The sequence below is a fragment of the Streptomyces sp. NPDC102274 genome, from assembly GCF_044766385.1.
Classification (GTDB): Bacteria; Actinomycetota; Actinomycetes; order Streptomycetales; family Streptomycetaceae; genus Streptomyces.
Genome location: NZ_JBIWLW010000017.1, coordinates 19,087 through 36,646 on the forward strand (window position 1 = coordinate 19,087; position 17,560 = coordinate 36,646).

A 17,560-nucleotide genomic window follows, 5' to 3' on the forward strand; every position below is an offset into this window, starting at 1 on the left:
AGGGGTGTCTACACCGCATGACAACCACTCAGCTTTCCAGCACCGTCCCCTTCAAGGAGGTGACGGATGGTAACGGCCGTGTGTTCCGGATCGGCGAGACCGACCGGGACATCATGGGCCGTGCACGATGGACGATGGTGCTCTTCCCGTGGATCGGGATGATGGGCATCAGCTCGTCCGAGTACGCGTTCACCTCGGCGGAGGACACTCTGCACGAGGCCCATCTATGGAGCAGCGGGCACATATTCTGGCTGATGGGCGTCTGGATATTCTTCCAGGCGGCCGTGGCCTTCCCCGCTGGGCAGCTCCGTGAGAGCGGCAAGCTGCCCGCCCGGTACGCCATGATGCTCGGCGCGCTGGGTACTCTCCTCGGTTATGTCTCACTGGCCTACGCGCCGCATGTGATCGTGGCGTACATCGGCTTCGGCATGTTCAGCGGCATCGGCGCGGGTCTGGTCTATGCCACGTGTGTGAACATGGTCGGCAAGTGGTATCCGGAGCGCAAGGGAGGCAAGACCGGCCTCGTCAACGGCGGTTTCGCCTACGGCTCGGTGCCCTTCGTCTTCCTGTTCACCTCGTACATGGACCTGAGCAACTACCAGACGGTTCTGGTGGCGGTCGGTGTCATCTGCTGTGCCGTGGTCGCGATCTCCGGCTGGTTCTTCAAGGACCCGCCGAAGTACTGGTGGCCTGCCGACGTCGACCCGCTGAAGACGTCGGACGACCCGAGGATCCGGCGTGCGCTGGAGAAGAACCCGCCGGCGGTCAAGCAGTACACCCCGAGGGAAGCGGCACGCACACCCGTGCTGTGGATGATGTGGTTCTGCCTGCTCTGCACGGCCGGCATCAACATCTTCGGCATCGCTTTCCAGGTGCCCTTCGGCAAGGACATGGGCTTCGCGGGCGGGATCGTGGCCACCGCGATGTCGCTCAAGGCCATCGTGAACGGTACGGGACGCGGTGTCATCGGCTGGATCTCCGACAAGTACGGACGCCGTAACACCCTGATCTTCGTCTGTCTGGTCCTGGGCAGCGCGCAGTTCGGTGTGCTCGTCTCCGGCTCCATGGGCAGCATGCCGTTCTTCCTCTTCTGCTCGATGGTCTCCGGCTTCGGCGGTGGCGCGATCTTCCCGCTGTTCGCGGCGATGACGGCGGACTACTTCGGGGAGAACAACAACGCCTCCAACTACGGAATGGTCTACAGCTCCAAGCTCATTTCCGGTCTGGTCGGATCCGGTATGGGAGCCGTCGTGGTGGCCGCCTGGGACTACGAGGGCGCGTTCATCATCGCCGGCAGTATCGGAATCGCATCAGCGGTACTGGCCCTGTTCCTCAAGGCGCCAGGAAGGCCGGACAGCAAGAAAATCGAACCAAACCCGAACCCGATTGGCCGTGAAATCGCTTAATGTCAGCAGAACCTCTTTCCGGTAAGTCCGCGTCGGCTACGGCCGACGCGGGCTACCGCGAAGTCACAGATGCACGTGGCCGTATCTACCGCATCGGCGAGACCGACCGACAGATACTGGGCCACTCCCGGAAGTTCATGGTGTACCTGCCATGGGCGGCCATGATGGCCATCAGCGTCTTCGAGTACGCCTTCGGATCAGCCGAAAGTGTCCTCTCGGCGGCTCATGGCTGGTCCCAGAGCAACACCTTCTGGATCCTCAGTATCTGGGTGTTCTTCCAGGCGGGTGTCGCCTTCCCGGCAGGCTGGTTGCGGGAGAAGGGGATTCTTACGGCGCGCGCCGCCACGTTGATCGGCGCCGTTCTCTCCTTCGCGGGATTCCTCTCCATCTCACACTTCAACAACGTGTCGGCCGCGGTCCTCGGGTTCGGCCTGCTCGGCGGTGTCGGATCCGGCCTCATCTACGCCACCTGCATCAATATGGTGGGCAAGTGGTTCCCGGAACGTCGTGGTGGAAAGACGGGATTCGTCAACGGCGGATTCGCCTATGGCGCGGTGCCGTTCATCTTCATCTTCAACTACGCGTTCAACATCGGTAACTACCAGACGGTGCTGGACCTGATCGGCGTCTACGTTCTGGTCATCGTCGTCATCTGCGCCCTGTTCTTCAGGGATCCACCGAAGAACTGGTGGCCGGCCGATGTCGATCCGCTGAAGATCGCGGCGGGCAGCAAGACCGCGGCGACCCTGGCCAAGAACCCGCCGGCGTCGAAGCAGTACCGGCCCATGGAGGCCATCAGGACGGGCATGCTCCCGCTGATCTGGGTGCTGCTGGTGATCACCGCCGGTGTGTCCATCTTCGGTATCTCCTTCCAGGTGCCGTTCGCCAAGGACGTCGGGTTCGGACCGCTCGTCGCCGCCTCTTCGGCCGGTGTGCTGTCCGTTGTCAACGGCGTCGGTCGAGGAGTTGTCGGCTGGCTCTCCGACCTCTGGGGCCGCAAGATCACACTGATCTTCGTGATCACGGTGCTGGGGCTGGCGCAGTTCGGCGTCCTGTGGGCGGGCAACACGAAGAACGAGATCCTGTTCCTGGTGTTCGCCTTCATCTCCGGCTTCGGCGGCGGGGCGTTCTTCCCGCTGTTCGCGGCGCTCACGCCGGACTACTTCGGGGAGAACTACAACGCCACCAACTACGGTCTCGCCTACAGCGGCAAGCTGATCAGCGGGCTGTTCGGTGGCGGGCTCGGGGCGATGGCGGTCCACTCGTGGGGATACAACGGCGCGTACATCCTCGCCGGTGGACTCTCCCTCGTAGCGGCGGCCATGGCCATGCTGTTGCGTAACCCCGGACAGCCGCGGAACGGGAGTACACCCCCTGTTCCACAGCCGGTCGGCGGGTGACCGATCACAGACGGGCGGCCCTCTCCACGGCTCTTCCGAGCCGCGGGGAGGGCCGCCGTCGTGTGATCACACCGCTGTGCCGTCACACCGACACACGTTGCCCATGAATCAGTACCCCTCCCGGCGATGTCCGCCCCGTCGGGCGGACATCGCCGGTCGCGGCATTACCGGCGTTCGCGCAGCGAGTGCAGATGCGCCGCCGACTTCTTGGCGAACAGGATGGAGTCCACCGGCTGGTCGTGCTCCACCTGCCAGTGGTGATCACGGCGGCCGCCGCGGGTCTTGTTCACCGCCGATATGAAGCGCTGGTAGTCGATGTCGCCGTCACCGACGTCCACCATCCGGTAGCCGTCGCGCTCGGCGATGTCCTCGATGCCGTCCTTCACATGGAAGAGCGGGTACCGGTGGGGCTGCTTGAGCACATAGCGCAGCGGGTCGAAGGGCGCGGGCTTGCCCTCGGGGGTCTTGCTGAACCGGAACTGCCCCGCGAACGCCCAGTAGATGTCCATCTCCAGATAGACCAGGCTGGGGTCGGTCTCGGCCAGCAGGACGTCGTAGAGCCGGACGTCCGGCTGGTCGGTGGCGAAGGAGAACTCCTCCGCGTGGTTGTGCTGGTAGAACTTCATGCCGCGCCGCTTGGCCGCGGCGCCATAGGCGTTGAAGTCCGCGGCGGCCCGCTTCCAGGCGTCCACGGTCGATCCGTAGCGGAACGGGCCCGATGCCGTACCGATGTGGTCCAGGCCCAGTTCCTCGGCGTCGTCCAGGACCTGGGTGAGGTTCTGGGCGAAGCTGTAGGCGTTGGGGTTGTTGTCGTCGGCGTAGTTGACGTGGCTGCCGATGCCCTTGAGGCCATGGTCCTTGGCCAGCCGCTTGAGCTGGGGCAGGGTGATCGCGCCCGCGGACCCCTGGGTGTAGCCGGCGTACTCGACCTCGTCGTAGCCGAAGCGCTCCAGCTCCTCGAAGACCTTGGCGAAGCCGATCGTGGAGACCTTGTCACGCAGTGAGTAGAGCTGGACGCCGAGCCGGCCGGAGGGCAGCACGGGCTGGCCGTTTCCATGGCCGTGGCCGTGTCCGTGTCCCTTGCCCTGAGCGGCGGCCGGGGTCGCCGAGGCGCCGAGGACGGCGGCGGCGGTCGCGCCCGCGGCGACGCCGAGCATATTGCGTCGACTCAGCTTCTGGGCGAGCTCTGGGTCGGCTGACTTCTTGCGGCTCATTGCGGAACTCCTTCTGTCAGTGCAGTCCGGCAAGCTGGAGTAGCAGGGATTTGACGTCGGTGGCCGCGACCCGGTCACCGACAGCGCGGGGGGTGGAGCACAGGATGAGCGGACCTTCCTGGTCGCTCTGCGGCAGCCGGCCATGGCTGCCGCGGATGGGTGAGGCGTCCAGCGGGACGACCGCGAGGCGGTAGCGCATACCGAGCTTCTTGCGGGCGATCGCCTTGGCCGCCTTGAGGCGTACATACGGATCGAGGGGGTCCATGAACAGCTCGACGGGGTCGTAGCCCGGCTTGCGGTGGATCTCGACCAGCTGGGCGAAGTCGGGGGCCCGTTCGTCGTCGAGCCAGTAGTAGTACGTGAACCACGCGTCGGGCTCGGCGATGGCCACCAGCTCACCGGAGCGGGAGTGGTTCAGGCCGTGCGCCTTCTTGCCCTCGTCGTCCAGGATTTCGTCGATGCCGGGGAGATCCTTCAGGGCCTCGCGCGTGGCGTCAAGGTCCTCGGGGCGGCGTACGTAGACATGGGCGAGCTGATGGTCCGAGACGGCGAACGCCCGGGAGGCCATCGGGTCGAGATACTCCATGCCGTCCTGGGTGTGCACCTCCAGCAGCCCGGCACGGCGCAGCGCCCGGTTGATGTCGACGGGCCGCGAGACACGGGTGATGCCGTACTCGGAGAGCGCGACGACCGTACGGCCCTCCGCCCTGGCGTCGTCCAGCAGCGGGGCCATGGCGGCGTCGAGATCGGTCGCCGCCCGGTGCGAGCGCGGGTCGTCGGGGCCGTAGCGCTGGAGGTCGTAGTCGAGATGCGGCAGATAGCAGAGCGCCAGATCGGGCCGACGGGTGCGGACGATATGGCGGGTGGCGTCCACGATCCACTGCGAGGAGACGAGGTCGGCGCCGGGGCCCCAGAAGTGGAAGAGGGGGAACGTGCCGAGTTTCTCGGTGAGTTCGTCGTGCAGCGCGGGCGGACGGGTGTAGCAGTCGGGTTCCTTGCGGCCGTCCGCGTAGTAGACGGGGCGCGGAGTGACCGTGTAGTCGGTGTCCGCGCCCATCGCGTACCACCAGCAGATGTTGGCCACGGTGTAGCCGGGGTACGCGCGCCGGGCGGCGTCCCACAGTTTGTCGCCGGAGACGAGTCCGTTGTGCTGGCGCCAGAGCAGCACGTCGCCGAGCTCGCGGAAGTACCAGCCGTTGCCGACGATGCCGTGCTCGGCGGGGAGTGTGCCGGTGAGGAAGGTGGACTGCGCGCTACAGGTGACGGCGGGCAGCACCGTGGAGAGCGGGGCCTGCGAGCCGGACGCCGCCAGCTTGCGCAGGTTCGGCATATGGGCGAGCAGCTGGGGCGTGAGCCCGACGACGTCGAGGACCAGCAGCGGGGTCGGGGCCGGGGTCCCGGCCGGGGTCTCGGTCACGGCAGCTCCTTCAGGCCGAGGTCCGTCAACAGATCTCGGGCCAGGGTGAGTTCGGCGGCGATTCCATCGGCGAGCTGTCCGCGTGAACGGGGACGGAGCTCGGGCGGGAGCGCCTGCCAGGTGTACGTCTCGACCTCCAGATGGCGGGTGCGCGGCCGCGCGACGCCGACGAGCCGGGCCAGGGTGTCCCGGAGCACCGGGAGGGTGGAGGTGAGCGGCGGGGCGGGCGGAGCGTGCAGCGGGACATGGAAGTGCGCGCGCCAGGGTGCTCCGTCGGGCAGCACATCCCCTGCCAGGGCCTCTTCCAGATCGTCCGTGCCGCGCAGCCCGGCGGCGGTGCGGGTACGGGTCTGGTGCAGGAAGCGGGGTTCGGCGAAGGAGGCGAGCGCGTCCCGCACCTCCGGCAGATGCGGGTGCTCGGCGTGCAGGGCCGCGGAGAGCTGGGCCTTGGGGATGGGGATGTGCGCGGCCTCCAGCGCGCCGAGCGCTCCGGCCGGGTCCTCGAAGGAGGTGGCGAGATGGCAGGTGTCGATACAGATGCCGATCCGGTCGCCGGCGATCTCGGTGAGCGGGCCGATCGCGTCGGCGGTGGTTTCGACGGTGCAGCCGGGCTCCGGTTCGAGCGCGATCCTGATGGACTTGCCGGTCAGCTCCTCCAGCGCGTCCAGCCGCTCGGCGAGCGCGGACAGCGCCTGGTGCGCGGTGCGGGCCGCGGCGGCGTCCCAGGGGGTGCGCCAGCCGAGCGGGAGGGTGGAGACGGAACCCTCGGTGACATCGTCGGGCAGCAGCGCGGCCAGCAGGCGGGCCAGATCGCTGGTGTGGGCGAGCCGCTCGGGGTCGGTCCAGTCCGGTTTGTACACGCGGTACTTGACCTCTTCGGCGCCGAAGCCCTCGTACGGGAAGCCGTTGAGCGTGACGACCTCAAGACCGCGCCGGTCCAGTTCGGCGCGGAGCCCGCGCAGCACCGCGGGGTCGTTGATCAGGGCTTGAGCGGCGTCCTTGGCGAGCCAGAGGCCGATGCCGAGGCGGTCCCGGCCGAGGCGCTTGCGTACCGGCTCGCAGTGGTCGCGCAGCTGGGCCAGTACGCCGTCGAGGGTCTCGGCGGGGTGGACGTTGGTGCAGTACGAGAGGTGGACGGTGGAGCCGTCGGGGTGGCGGAAGCGCATGGGCTCACTCACCCCCGCGCAGAATGGAGTTGCCCTCGTGCAGGGCCTCCGGCGCGGGAACGTCCAGCTGGAGTCTGCCGCTGAGCCCGTAGAAGGCGACGGGGTTGCGCCACAGGACCTGGTCGACGTCGTCCTCGCCGAACCCGGCGGCGAGCATCGCGTCGCCGACCTTGCGCGTCTTGAGCGGATCGCTGTTGCCCCAGTCCGCGGCCGAGTTGACGAGCACCTTCTCGGTGCCGTGCTCCTTGAGGACGGCGACCATCCGGTCCTCGTCCATCTTGGTGTCCGGATAGATCGAGAAGCCGAGCCAACTGCCGCTCTGCGCCGCGTCCTTGACAGTCGTCTCGTTGAGATGGTCGAGCAGCACCCGGTCCGGGGCGAGCGCGGACTCCCGTACGACGTCGATGGTGCGGCGCAGCCCCGACAGCTTGTCACGGTGGGGAGTGTGGACGAGCGCGGGCAGGCCGTGGTCGGCGGCGAGCTGGAGCTGCGCGGCCAGGGCGGTGTCCTCGGCCGGGGTCATCGAGTCGTAACCGATCTCGCCGACGGCGACGACACCGTCCTTGACCAGATAGCGCGGCAGTTCGTCCAGGACGGGGGCGCAGCGCGGGTCGTTCGCCTCTTTGGGGTTGAGGGCGAGCGTGCAGTGGTGGGCGATGCCGTACTGGGAGGCGCGGAACGGCTCCCAGCCGAGGAGCGCGTCGAAGTAGTCGAAGAAGCTCTCGGGTGAGGTACGGGGCTGGCCGAGCCAGAAGGACGGCTCGACCAGGGCGCGGACACCGGATTCGTACATCGCCCGGTAGTCGTCCGTGGTGCGGGAGGTCATATGGATGTGGGGGTCGAAGATGCGCATCAGGACTCCTCGCCGGTCAGGGTCAACGCACGGTGCAGGTCGGCGGGTACGGAACGGCCGGCGGCGGTGCGCTCAGCCGCGAAGTCGGCGAGCATCCTGGCCAGTTCGGTGTCTCCGTGGGCGCGTCCGGCCAGGCTGTCGACGGCGTCGACGGGCACGTCGGTGAACAGGCACTTGAGGATGGCGTGCCGCCAGGAGTGGGGGTCGAGATGGGCGGCGGCGTACGGACCGACGGCGGCGGCGACCAGCCGGGTGTCATTGGTCCGCAGGGCGTCCTCGACCAGGGGCAGCGCGCCGGGTCCCGGGACGCGGTGGGGCAGGGCGAGCAGGACGGCGCGCCGCTCGGCGGCGGTGCCCCGCTGGTAGAGCCGGGTCAGGGTGGCGAGCCCGGCGCCGGCTTCCTGGAGCAGCAGGGTACGTACGGCGTCGACGGTGTCCGTGGACGGGCCGCAGTGCCGGCCCGCGGCGGCGAAGCGCAGCTCCCAGGGCGCGGCGGCAACGTTGTCGTCGGCACGGGCGGCGGTGGCCTCGGCGAGGGCGTCGTCGAGCCAGGATCCGGCGAGCTCGTCGAGCCTGAGGAGCAGTTCCTCGCGGGTCGGGGTCATCAGGACACTCCCTGCGCGCGGAGGAACTCCAGTGAGGTGCGGGCCAGTTCGGGCCCGGCGTGGGAGTGGCGGGGCAGCTCCACGACGGTCAGACCCTCGTACCCGGTCGCGGCCAGCGCGGCGAGCACGGGCGGGAAGTCGATCTCGCCGTCCCCGAACGGGAGATGCTCATGGACACCGCGCCGCATGTCCTCGATCTGCACATGCCGCAGCCAGGGGGCGGCGTCCCGTACGCAGTCGGCGGGCGACGCGGGCTCCAGGCACTGGCAGTGGCCGATGTCGAGGGTGAGCCCGAGCGGGTCCGGGTCGCCGAGCAGATGTCTGAGCCGGTGGAATCCCGAGATGTCCGAGACGAGATGGCCGGGTTCGGGCTCGACGGCGAGGGGGATGTCGGCGGCCTCCGCCGCGTCGAGGACCGGGCCCATCGCCTCTTCGAGCCGCTTCCAGGCGGTGTCGGTGTCGGTGGGTCCGGGGACGATGCCGCTGAAGCAGTGGACGGCGTGCGCGCCGAGGTCGGCGGCGACCTGGACGGCCGTGACCAGCAGCCGCGTACGGGCGGCGCGGCCTTCGGGGTCCGGGTCGACCAGCGTGGGGCCGTGCTTGCGGCGCGGGTCCAGTACGTAACGGGCACCGGTCTCGATGGTGACCCCGAGGCCCAGCTCGGCCAGCCGGCGGGCGACCCGCTGGGTACGGGCGGCGAGATCGGGGGCCATCGGGTCGAGATGCATATGGTCGAGGGTCAGCCCGACGCCGTCGTAGCCGAGATCGGCGAGCAGCCCGAGGGCGTCGTCGAGGCGCAGATCGGTGAGCCCGTTGGTGCCGTAACCGAAACGCAGACTCATGTGGGGCTCACTTTCCGTGCGAACGTGCGGGCCAGCGGTATGAGCCCCATGACGCCGAGCGCGACCCCGGCGGACCCGCCGCGCGCGGCCAGCGCCGCCTGGAGCGGGATCATCGCCCGGATGCCGCCGCCGACGGCGCGCTGGGTGAGCGGCGGCGACGGATTGAGCGCGGCGTGCAGCAGAGGCCGCCCCGCGGTCCCCGCGTAGACGAGGGCGAGCGCCCCGGCGAGCGCGGGGCCGGCCTGCGGCCCGGCGGCCGCGGATGCGGGGGCGGAAGCGGGAGCGGGGTCGGTCCGCCGGCCCACCAGCGCGCCCAGCACGCCGGTGGCCACGAGCGCGGCGAGCGGCGCGCCCGTCGAACCGCCCTGCGCCTCGTGGCGCGAGACGGTGGTGACGGCGACGGTGTGCGCGCCGAGGAGTGTGGCCGAGGGCAGCGCGGTACGCAGACCGGCCCAGCGACCGGTGGCGCCCGCGACTCCGGCGCGCACGACTCCCGCGCCCGCGCCCGGACTCGCGCCCGCACTCGTGCCCGCGGTCAGCGAACGGCCGCCCGTGCGGGGCGACTTGTGCGCGGCGCCGCCGCCGTCCCGGCCCGCCGTCGCCGTCGCGCCCAGCAGCACGTCCAGCGCCCTGGCCGCGCCCATCGCCGCCGGGCCCGCCGCGGTGTGTTTCAGGCGCAGGTCGTACGACCAGGCCGCGGCCGCCAGGGCCGTGCCCACGACCAGGGACGGCCGTCCCGCGCGGGCCGCGAGGGCGAGGCCGGCGGCCGTCAGTGCGCCCGCCGCCGTGAGGGCCGCCGCCGGGGAGATCCGGCCCGACGGGATGGGGCGGTGCGGGCGGTCGATCGCGTCCTCCTCCCGGTCCGCCCAGTCGTTGAGCGCCATGCCCGCCTCGTACAGGCAGAGCGAGGCGCCCACGGCGAGCGCGGTGGAGCGGTTGGGGCGTACGCCGAGGGCCGCGGCCCCGGCCAGCGCGTCGCCGGGGACCGTGAACAGGGCCGAGACGCGGAGCAGTTCGGACCAGGCCCGGATACGTCCGCGCAGGCTCACCTGGTCTCCTTCAGCCGCTCGGCGAAGGCGAGGAGCGCGTCGAACTGTTCGGCGAGCGCGGCGGGGCCGCCGTCCGGATCCTTGAAGTAGAAGCCGAGGCCGGGCAGGGGCCCGCTCAGCCCGGCCTCGTGCGCGCGGGCCACCAGCCGGGCCAGGTCGAGTACGAGCGGCGCGGCGAGCGCCGAGTCGCACCCCTGCCAGATGGTCTGGAGGATCATCCGCGAGCCGAGGAAACCGTCGAACGCGATGTGGTCCCAGGCGGTCTTCCAGTCGCCGAGCGCCGGGACGTCGTCGATATGGACCTCGCCCTCCGGGGCCGCGCCGAGGGTGTCGGCCAGTACGCGCTCCTTGCCCGCGTTCTTGGCCGCCGCCGCGGCCGGGTCGGCCAGCGCCGCTCCGTCCCCGCCGCCCAGCAGGTTCGTGCCCGACCAGGCCCGTACGGTCAGGGCGCGCTGGACGAACATGGGGGCGAGCACGGAACGGAGCAGCGTCTGGCCTGTCTTGCCGTCGCGGCCGGCGTGGGGAAGTCCGCCGGCCTCGGCGGCCGCCGTGAGGGCTTCGGTGCGCAGCCCGGTGGAGGGCGTGAAGTTGACGTACGAGCAGCCGGCCCGGATCGCGGCCGCCGCGTAGAGCGAGCTGGCGGGCAGGCGCGGATCGCCCGGTGCGGGCTGGGGTTCGGTGGACGAGACATTGACGACGACGGTGCGGGCGACGCCGGTGCGGCGCGCGAAGTCCCTGAGGTCGTCGGCGAACGAGGCGATGAGCTCCTCGTCGCTCCTGGCGTCGCCCGGCTGGGGGCCGCCGGCCCGTATCTCCTGGTCGGCGGCGGCCAGTTCGGCGTGGATCGCGGCGGGCAGGCCGTGCGGCAGCACGCCCGCCACGGTCAGCGCCTCCGCGCGTTTGGGCAGCGGACAGCTCGCCGTGTCGTGTCCGCCGAAGACGAGCGAGGAGAGCGCGGGGAGGCCCGCGTCCGCGAAGGGCGCGGTCTCGGTGACCATGCCCGTCGCGGGATGGAGCCCGGCGGTGACCGCAGCGCATCCCGCGACGGCCGTCGTGGCGACGGAGCCGCGCGCTCCGACGAACCAGACTCCGGTGCGTACTGCAGTCGATTCTGTGCGGGTCGTCGTCGCGGGACTGGTCGTCGTCACGGGGCTGCCTCCCTGCCGGTGGTGTGGTGGTTGGTGGACGGCGGGCGGGGGGTACGGCGCCTCCCCGCCCGCCGCCGGCTGACGGGCCGCCCCGTCCCGGAGACCTCTGGCTACGAGAGGTCTCTAGGCGGAGGGCAGTTCCTTGAGCTGGACATCACGGAAGGACACCTGGTCGTCGGCGCCGTGGTTCTGCAGGCCGATGTAGCCGTCCTTCAGACTGCGCTCCGGGTCGGTGTTGGTGAAGTCGTTGATCTTCACGCCGTTGAGGAAGATCTGCAGACGTTCACCCTGGACCTTGATCTCGTAGTTGTTCCACTGGCCCGGGGGCCGCAGAACCTGGTCCCTGGCCTTGATGTCGGCCGACTTGAAGGTGTAGACGGCGCCGGTGGTGCGGTCGGCGGCGTCGGTGGCGTCGATCTGGATCTCGTACCCCTTGTCGACCGCGGACCACGGGTCGTCGGAGGCCGGGAAGCCCACGAAGACACCGGAGTTGTCGTCCCCGTCCATCTTCCAGTCCAGCTTCAGGGAGTAGGACTCCAGCTCCTTGGCCTGGTACCACAGCAGGCCCATGCCGCCCTCGGAGCGCAGTTCACCGTCCACGACGTTGAACTTGCCCGGTCCGGCCTGCTTCCAGCCCTCCAGTGTCTTGCCGTTGAAAAGGTCCCGGTAGCCGGTCCGCGGCTTGCAGTCCGCCTTCACCTGGCCGGCCGCGTAGCGCAGTCCGCCGAGCAGGTGCTGCCGGAAGGCGTCGTCCGCGTACGACTCCTTGGTGTGGCCGCCGCCGGTGTAGAAGGCACGGCCGCCCTCGTAGGTCTGGCACCAGGCGATCGGGTGGTCGCCCTTCATGTTGCCGCCCTGGTAGGTGGTCTCGTCCAGGGTGGCGAGGACGCGGGCCTGATCCCGGGGGTTGGTGCGGTAGTTGTACCACTCGTCGGTGCGCTGCCACTCGTCGCCCAGGTGGGCGGTCGACGGGTTGTCGTGGTCCTCGACGCGTACGGTGGCCGGCTGGATCTGCGGGTGGGAGTCGAAGTAGGCCCCCACCAGACCGCCGTAGAAGGACCAGTCGTACTCGGTGTCGGCCGCGGCGTGGACACCCATGTAGCCGCCGCCGGTGGCGACATAGTTCTCGAACGCCTTCTGCTGGTCGGCGTTGAGGACGTCACCGGTGGTGGAGAGGAAGACCACCGCGTCGTACCTGGCCAGGTTGTTGGTGGTGAACTGGCCGGGCGCCTCGGTGGCGTCGACGGTGATCCCGGTGGTCTTGCCGAGCTCCTTGAGCGCGGCGATGCCCTCGGGGATCGAGTCGTGGCGGAAGCCGCCGGTCCTGGAGAAGACCAGGACCCGCTTCTCGGTCCTGCCGGCCACGGCCGTGGAGAGCTGGAAGTCGTCCAGGTCGTACAGCGCGCCGGCGCCGCCCTTGAAGACCAGGAACAGCTCGGTGGTCTGCTTGGGTACGGAACGGAGCGGTACGTCGATGTCCTGGAAGGTGTCCCAGCTGCCGGTGACCGGGATCGGCGCGGAGCCGAGCAGGTTGCCCTTGGCCGAGCCGGTACGTACCTCCAGGAATCCGCCGGCGCCGCCGGAGGAGATCCGGGCGGTGAGCGTCTTGGACCCGGTCAGGTTGTACGGCTTGAAGGAGATCCAGTCGCCGTTGTCGATGTCACCGACGGTCTTGCCACCGTTGGCGGACGCCTTGTCGTAGACCGTGATGCCGGAGGAGTTGTTGAAGTGCTCGGCCTGCCGGTGGCGCGGCTGGAGCTGCGCCTGGTCGTGCGTGGTGAGCGCCTCCTGGCCGCCGCCTCCGGCGTCGGTGTACTCGGCGTCGATCACACCGAAGATATTGGCGTTGGGATCGTGCTCGGTGTCGGCGGGCGCGGTGATGGTGCCCTCACAGCCGTTGGCCGAGGTGATCGGGTGGCCGTGGCTGTCGTGGCCGAGGACGTAGCGGACGACGACCTTGGAGCAGTCGATCGTCCCGTCCTCCGGGTCGGTGACCTTGACCTTGAAGGGGACGGTGTCCCCGAAGTTGAAGAGGTGCCCGTCATTGGGGAGTTCGAGCGTCACCTTGGGCGCGGTGTTGCCGACGACGATCCGGACGGACGCGGTGGCGGTGCGCTCGGTCGGATCGGTGACGGTGAGCCGCGCGGTGTAGGTGCCGTTCGTCTTGTACGTGTACGAGGGGTTGGCCTCGGTCGAGGTGCCGCCGTCGCCGAAGTCCCACGCGTAGGCGAGGGCGTCGCCGTCGGGGTCCGCGGTGCCCGCGGAGGAGAAGGTGACGTTCAGCGGGGACTTGCCGGACGTCTTGGTCGCGGCCGCCTCGGCGATCGGTGACTTGCCGCCCGTGGAGTTCTCGATGCGGTAGAGCGCGGAGTGCTCGTCGCCGCCGAACCAGGACAGGCCGTAGTCGAGTACGTAGAGCGCGCCGTCGGGGCCGAACTCCATGTCCATGGGCTGGGTGCCGGTCCACGGGAACGGGTTGATCGTGCTGACGGTGCCGTCCTCGCCCTGCTCGATCCGCTTGATCCACTGGCGGCCGAACTCACCGGCGAAGAAGTCCCCGTCGTACGCCTCGGGGAACTTGACCGGGGAGTCGAGGTCGGCGTCGTAGCGGTAGACCGGTCCCCCCATCGGGGATTCGGAGCCGCTGCCGAACTCGGGCACGCTGCCGCCGTCGTACGGGATCCAGGCGGCCTGCGCCGGCGGGAGGTCGGACAGACCGGTGTTGTGCGGCGAGGTGTTCTTGGGTGCCGCGCAGTCGAAGGCCGCGCCGGACGCCTTGGTGGCGAAGTCGTAGTCGATGAACGGGTCGTTGTCGCCCGTGCAGTACGGCCATCCGAAGTTGCCCGCCTCGGTGACCCGGGCGAACTCCACCTGGCCGGCCGGACCGCGGGTCGGGGACGCGGCGCCGGCGTCGGGGCCGTAGTCACCGACGTAGACGATGCCCGTCTTCTTGTCGACGGAGATACGGAAGGGGTTGCGGAACCCCATGGCGTAGATCTCGGGCCGGGTCTTCTCGGTGCCCGGGGCGAAGAGGTTGCCCTCGGGGATGGTGTACGAGCCGTCCTCGGCGACCTTGACGCGCAGCACCTTGCCGCGCAGGTCGTTGGTGTTGCCGGAGGAACGCTGGGCGTCGAACGCCGGGTTGCGGTCGGACCGTTCGTCGATCGGCGTGTAGCCGTCGGAGGCGAACGGGTTGGTGTCGTCGCCGGTCGACAGATACAGGTTGCCGTCCGCGTCGAAGGCGATGTCGCCGCCCACATGGCAGCAGGTGCCGCGCGAGGTGGTGACGTCGAGGACCTTCTTCTCGCTCGCCTTGTTGAGCGTGCCGTCCTCGTTCAGCGTGAACCGGGAGAGACGGTTGTATCCGTCGAACGGGGCGAAGTCGGCCGCCGTTCCGTTCTCCGGGGCGTCGCCCTCCGGAGTGTCCAGCTTGGGCGCGTAGAAGAGGTAGATCGCCCGGTTCTCGGCGAAGTCGGGGTCGACCCCGACGCCCTGGAGACCCTCCTCGTCATGGTTGTACACATCCAGCGTGCCGGAGACCGTGGTGTCGCCACCGGCGTCGGTGATGCGCAGGGTGCCATCACGCGAGGTGTGCAGCACCCGGCGGTCCGGCAGGACCGCGAGCGACATGGGCTCACCGACCGCGTCGGCGCCCTTCGCGAGGGTCACCTGCTGGAAGCTCTCCTCCGCGACCGGCTCGTCCGGGTGCGCGGCGGCGGGTACGGCGCTGAGGCTCGATCCCGCGAGCAGGGCGCCCGTCAGGAGTGCGAGGAGGGTTCTGGCTCTGGGGCGTTTTCTGTGCACGAAAGTCCTCCACAATGGGCTGTTCGTACGTGCGGGTTGCCAAGGGAGCGCGGAGGAGCGCTCTCGCCTCCCGGGGGCGGTGCTCGTCCTGCACCGGATCCCCGGGGGGATGTGGCTCTGTCACCGACGTGCGCCGTCACATCGGAGACCACCTGTGTCCTGTACTTATGCGCTGTACCTATGTCCTGTACATCTCAGTGGACCGTAGCTGTGTTCGTCCGCGTCCGAAAGACCTTGCGCAGAAGAGAAGTTGCCTTTTTCCTGCCTCAGGACAAAGCACTTTCCGGGCAGGACTGACCGCCCGGTGGCGCTTTCCGCCACCGGGCTGCCCGCCCTCTCCCCGGAGCCCGATCCGGGGAGAAGCCGCTACTCCCCGCCCCCGAAGGCCGCGTCGAAGGACGCGGTCGGCGGGTCGAAGTCGAAGCGCTTCAGGTCGGCGAGGGCCTCGGGAGCGCCGGCCAGCCGGTCCATACCCGCGTCCTCCCACTCGACCGAGATGGGGCCCTCGTACTGGATCGACCGCAGCATCCGGAAGACGTCCTCCCACGGGACATCACCGTGGCCCGCCGAGACGAAGTCCCAGCCGCGCCGCGGATCGCCCCAGGGCAGATGCGACCCGAGCCGGCCGTTACGGCCGTCGAGGCGCTTGCGGGCCTCCTTGCAGTCGACGTGGTATATCCGGTCCCGGAAGTCGTACAGGAAGTTGACCGGGTCCAGGTCCTGCCAGACGAAGTGGCTCGGGTCGAAGTTCAGCCCGAACGCGGGCCGGTGGCCGACCGCTTCCAGCGCCTGGTGCGTGGTCCAGTAGTCGTACGCGATCTCGCCCGGGTGCACCTCGTGGGCGTAGCGCACGCCCTCGGCGTCGAAGACGTCGAGGATCGGGTTCCAGCGCTCCGCGAAGTCCTCGTACCCGCGCTCGATCATGCCGGGCGGGACCGGCGGGAACATCGCCAGCAGATGCCAGATGGACGAGCCGGTGAAACCGATGACCGTATTGACCCCGAAGGCCGCCGCGGCCCGCGCGGTGTCCTTGATCTCGGCGGCGGCGCGCTGCCTGACGCCCTCGGGATCGCCGTCGCCGAAGATCCGGGATGGCAGGATGCCCTGGTGGCGTTCGTCGATGATGCTGTCGCAGACGGCCTGGCTCACCAAGTGGTTGGAGATCGCCCAGCACTTGAGCCCGTACTTGTCGAGCAGCTGGTGGCGGCCGTCCAGATAGCCCGGATCCGCGAGTGCTTTGTCTACTTCGAAGTGATCTCCCCAGCAGGCGAGTTCCAGCCCGTCGTAACCGAAGTCACGGGCGAGCCGGCACACCTCCTCCAGGGGCAGATCGGCCCACTGGCCGGTGAACAGGGTGAACGGACGTGGCATTCGGACCTCCTCCTCCTTCTTGTGATGGACCTATGGCTGCGGCACGGGCGTGTACACGGCGTTCTTCGCCACGCTGTCCTCCACCGCGGCGAGCACCCGCTGCACCTGGAGCCCGTCCGCGAAGGACGGCACCGGATCGGTCCCGGCGGCGATCGCCTCGACCAGATCGCGGGCCTGGTGGACGAAGGTGTGCTCGTAGCCGAGCGCGTGACCGGGCGGCCACCACGCCTCCAGATAGGGATGCTCCGGCTCCGTGACCAGGATCCGGCGGAAGCCGGAGGAGGGAGCGGGCTCGGTGTGGTCATGGAACGACAGCTCGTTGAGGCGCTCCAGATCGAAGGCGAGCGAGCCGTGCTCGCCGTTGATCTCCAGATGGAGCGCGTTCTTCCGCCCCGAGGCCATCCGGGTGGCCTCGAAGGAGGCCAGGGCGCCCGAGGCGAGCCGTCCGGTGAACAGCGCCGCGTCGTCCACGGTCACCGGGCCCGTCTCGGCGCCCGCGGTCCCCGAGAGGCCGGCGGTCGACCCGCTGAGTACGGGCCGTTCCTTGACGAAGGTCTCCGCGAGCGCCGAGACCCCGACCAGCGGCTCTCCCGTCAGGAACTGCGCCAGGTCGATGATGTGCGCTCCCAGGTCGCCGAGCGCCCCGGACCCGGCGTGCTCGCGCTTGAGCCGCCAGGTGAGCGGGGCCGCCGGATCGGCCAGCCAGTCCTGGAGATAGGTGACCCGGACATGCCGCAGGGTGCCGAGCCGGCCCTCCGCGATCAGCTTCCTGGCGTACGAAATGGCGGGCACCCGGCGGTAGTTGAAGCCGACCATGGCCAGCTGACCGCGCGACCTGGCGTCGGCCGCGGCCCTGACCATGGCCTCGGCCTCGGCCACCGAGTTGGCGAGGGGCTTCTCGCACAGGACGTGCTTGCCCGCCTCCAGCGCGGCGATGGCGATCTCCGCGTGACTGTCCCCGGGGGTGCAGATGTCCACCACCTGCACGTCGTCGCGCGCGATGAGCCGCCGCCAGTCGGTCTCGGCCGCGGCCCAGCCGTGTCGGTCCGCCGCGGCGCGGACCGCGTCCGCGTCACGGCCGCAGACGGCGGCGAGCACGGGGCGCATCGGCAGGTCGAAGACGTGTCCCGCCGTGCGCCACCCCTGTGAGTGTGCGGCGCCCATGAACGCGTATCCGACCATGCCGATGCCGAGTGTCGGTGGTGCACCGGCTTCTTTCTCCGACGCTTCCCTGAGGGTCATACGGAGTACTCCTCGTCTCTCGCTGGTGGGGGCGGCCATGACT

General features: G+C 69.7%; 13 protein-coding genes. 2 read left to right on the plus strand and 11 right to left on the minus strand.

Features of this window, described 5'->3' with window-relative positions; genetic code table 11:
* The first annotated feature begins 17 nt into the window (after nucleotides 1-17).
* Both ACIRQP_RS22665 and ACIRQP_RS22670 read left to right on the plus strand, forming a co-directional pair.
* A complete protein-coding gene (locus ACIRQP_RS22665; protein ID WP_403892872.1) occupies nucleotides 18-1,406 on the plus strand; it encodes an OFA family MFS transporter in 1,389 nt (462 codons plus the stop codon).
* Nucleotides 1,406-2,806 carry an OFA family MFS transporter gene (locus ACIRQP_RS22670; protein ID WP_403892874.1) on the plus strand — a complete coding sequence of 467 codons (1,401 nt, stop codon included), beginning with the start codon at nucleotides 1,406-1,408 and terminating at the stop codon, nucleotides 2,804-2,806. The genes ACIRQP_RS22665 and ACIRQP_RS22670 overlap by 1 nt, the downstream gene beginning before the upstream one ends.
* A 164-nt stretch (nucleotides 2,807-2,970) precedes the next feature.
* Here ACIRQP_RS22670 and ACIRQP_RS22675 read toward each other — a convergent pair whose 3' ends face one another.
* The 11 genes from ACIRQP_RS22675 to ACIRQP_RS22725 all read right to left on the minus strand — a co-directional run bounded on the left by ACIRQP_RS22675 (nucleotide 2,971) and on the right by ACIRQP_RS22725 (nucleotide 17,517).
* Nucleotides 2,971-4,020: a sugar phosphate isomerase/epimerase family protein gene (locus ACIRQP_RS22675; protein ID WP_403892876.1), complete on the minus strand. Its 1,050-nt coding sequence runs from the start codon at nucleotides 4,018-4,020 to the stop codon at nucleotides 2,971-2,973.
* A 16-nt stretch (nucleotides 4,021-4,036) separates the two neighbouring features.
* Nucleotides 4,037-5,437: a nucleotide pyrophosphatase/phosphodiesterase family protein gene (locus ACIRQP_RS22680; protein ID WP_403892878.1), complete on the minus strand. Its 1,401-nt coding sequence runs from the start codon at nucleotides 5,435-5,437 to the stop codon at nucleotides 4,037-4,039.
* Complete coding sequence (gene eboE / locus ACIRQP_RS22685; RefSeq protein ID WP_403893065.1) at nucleotides 5,434-6,603, minus strand: metabolite traffic protein EboE; 1,170 nt, start codon at nucleotides 6,601-6,603, stop codon at nucleotides 5,434-5,436. The genes ACIRQP_RS22680 and eboE overlap by 4 nt, the downstream gene beginning before the upstream one ends.
* 4 nt (nucleotides 6,604-6,607) lie before the next feature.
* Nucleotides 6,608-7,456 (minus strand): TatD family hydrolase, encoded by an 849-nt coding sequence (locus tag ACIRQP_RS22690; RefSeq protein ID WP_403892880.1) that lies wholly within the window; start codon nucleotides 7,454-7,456, stop codon nucleotides 6,608-6,610.
* Nucleotides 7,456-8,061, minus strand: coding sequence for an EboA domain-containing protein (locus ACIRQP_RS22695; protein WP_403892882.1), 606 nt, complete (start codon nucleotides 8,059-8,061; stop codon nucleotides 7,456-7,458). The genes ACIRQP_RS22690 and ACIRQP_RS22695 overlap by 1 nt, the downstream gene beginning before the upstream one ends.
* Nucleotides 8,061-8,903: a sugar phosphate isomerase/epimerase family protein gene (locus ACIRQP_RS22700; RefSeq protein ID WP_403892884.1), complete on the minus strand. Its 843-nt coding sequence runs from the start codon at nucleotides 8,901-8,903 to the stop codon at nucleotides 8,061-8,063. Before ACIRQP_RS22700 ends, ACIRQP_RS22695 begins: the two co-directional genes overlap by 1 nt.
* On the minus strand, nucleotides 8,900-9,952 hold the full coding sequence (locus ACIRQP_RS22705; protein WP_403892886.1) for an SCO3242 family prenyltransferase: 1,053 nt from the start codon (nucleotides 9,950-9,952) through the stop codon (nucleotides 8,900-8,902). The genes ACIRQP_RS22700 and ACIRQP_RS22705 overlap by 4 nt, the downstream gene beginning before the upstream one ends.
* Entirely contained in the window at nucleotides 9,949-11,100 is a 1,152-nt protein-coding gene (locus ACIRQP_RS22710; protein WP_403892888.1) for an inositol-3-phosphate synthase, read from the minus strand. Before ACIRQP_RS22710 ends, ACIRQP_RS22705 begins: the two co-directional genes overlap by 4 nt.
* A gap of 123 nt (nucleotides 11,101-11,223) precedes the next feature.
* Nucleotides 11,224-14,904, minus strand: coding sequence for a ThuA domain-containing protein (locus ACIRQP_RS22715; RefSeq protein WP_403892889.1), 3,681 nt, complete (start codon nucleotides 14,902-14,904; stop codon nucleotides 11,224-11,226).
* Between the two features lie 366 nt (nucleotides 14,905-15,270).
* Complete coding sequence (locus tag ACIRQP_RS22720) at nucleotides 15,271-16,275, minus strand: sugar phosphate isomerase/epimerase family protein (RefSeq protein WP_365972047.1); 1,005 nt, start codon at nucleotides 16,273-16,275, stop codon at nucleotides 15,271-15,273.
* Nucleotides 16,276-16,305: 30 nt separating this feature from the next.
* Nucleotides 16,306-17,517: a Gfo/Idh/MocA family protein gene (locus tag ACIRQP_RS22725; protein WP_403892892.1), complete on the minus strand. Its 1,212-nt coding sequence runs from the start codon at nucleotides 17,515-17,517 to the stop codon at nucleotides 16,306-16,308.
* Nucleotides 17,518-17,560: the final 43 nt, after the last annotated feature.

Coding starts and splice junctions, on each gene's coding strand:
- ACIRQP_RS22695 (WP_403892882.1), bottom strand. CDS start 8,061: ATGACCCCGACCCGCGAGGAACTGCTCCTCAGGCTCGACGAGCTCGCC.
- ACIRQP_RS22690 (WP_403892880.1), bottom strand. CDS start 7,456: ATGCGCATCTTCGACCCCCACATCCATATGACCTCCCGCACCACGGAC.
- ACIRQP_RS22700 (WP_403892884.1), bottom strand. CDS start 8,903: ATGAGTCTGCGTTTCGGTTACGGCACCAACGGGCTCACCGATCTGCGC.
- ACIRQP_RS22665 (WP_403892872.1), top strand. CDS start 18: ATGACAACCACTCAGCTTTCCAGCACCGTCCCCTTCAAGGAGGTGACG.
- ACIRQP_RS22725 (WP_403892892.1), bottom strand. CDS start 17,517: ATGACCCTCAGGGAAGCGTCGGAGAAAGAAGCCGGTGCACCACCGACA.
- ACIRQP_RS22720 (WP_365972047.1), bottom strand. CDS start 16,275: ATGCCACGTCCGTTCACCCTGTTCACCGGCCAGTGGGCCGATCTGCCC.
- ACIRQP_RS22675 (WP_403892876.1), bottom strand. CDS start 4,020: ATGAGCCGCAAGAAGTCAGCCGACCCAGAGCTCGCCCAGAAGCTGAGT.
- eboE (WP_403893065.1), bottom strand. CDS start 6,603: ATGCGCTTCCGCCACCCCGACGGCTCCACCGTCCACCTCTCGTACTGC.
- ACIRQP_RS22670 (WP_403892874.1), top strand. CDS start 1,406: ATGTCAGCAGAACCTCTTTCCGGTAAGTCCGCGTCGGCTACGGCCGAC.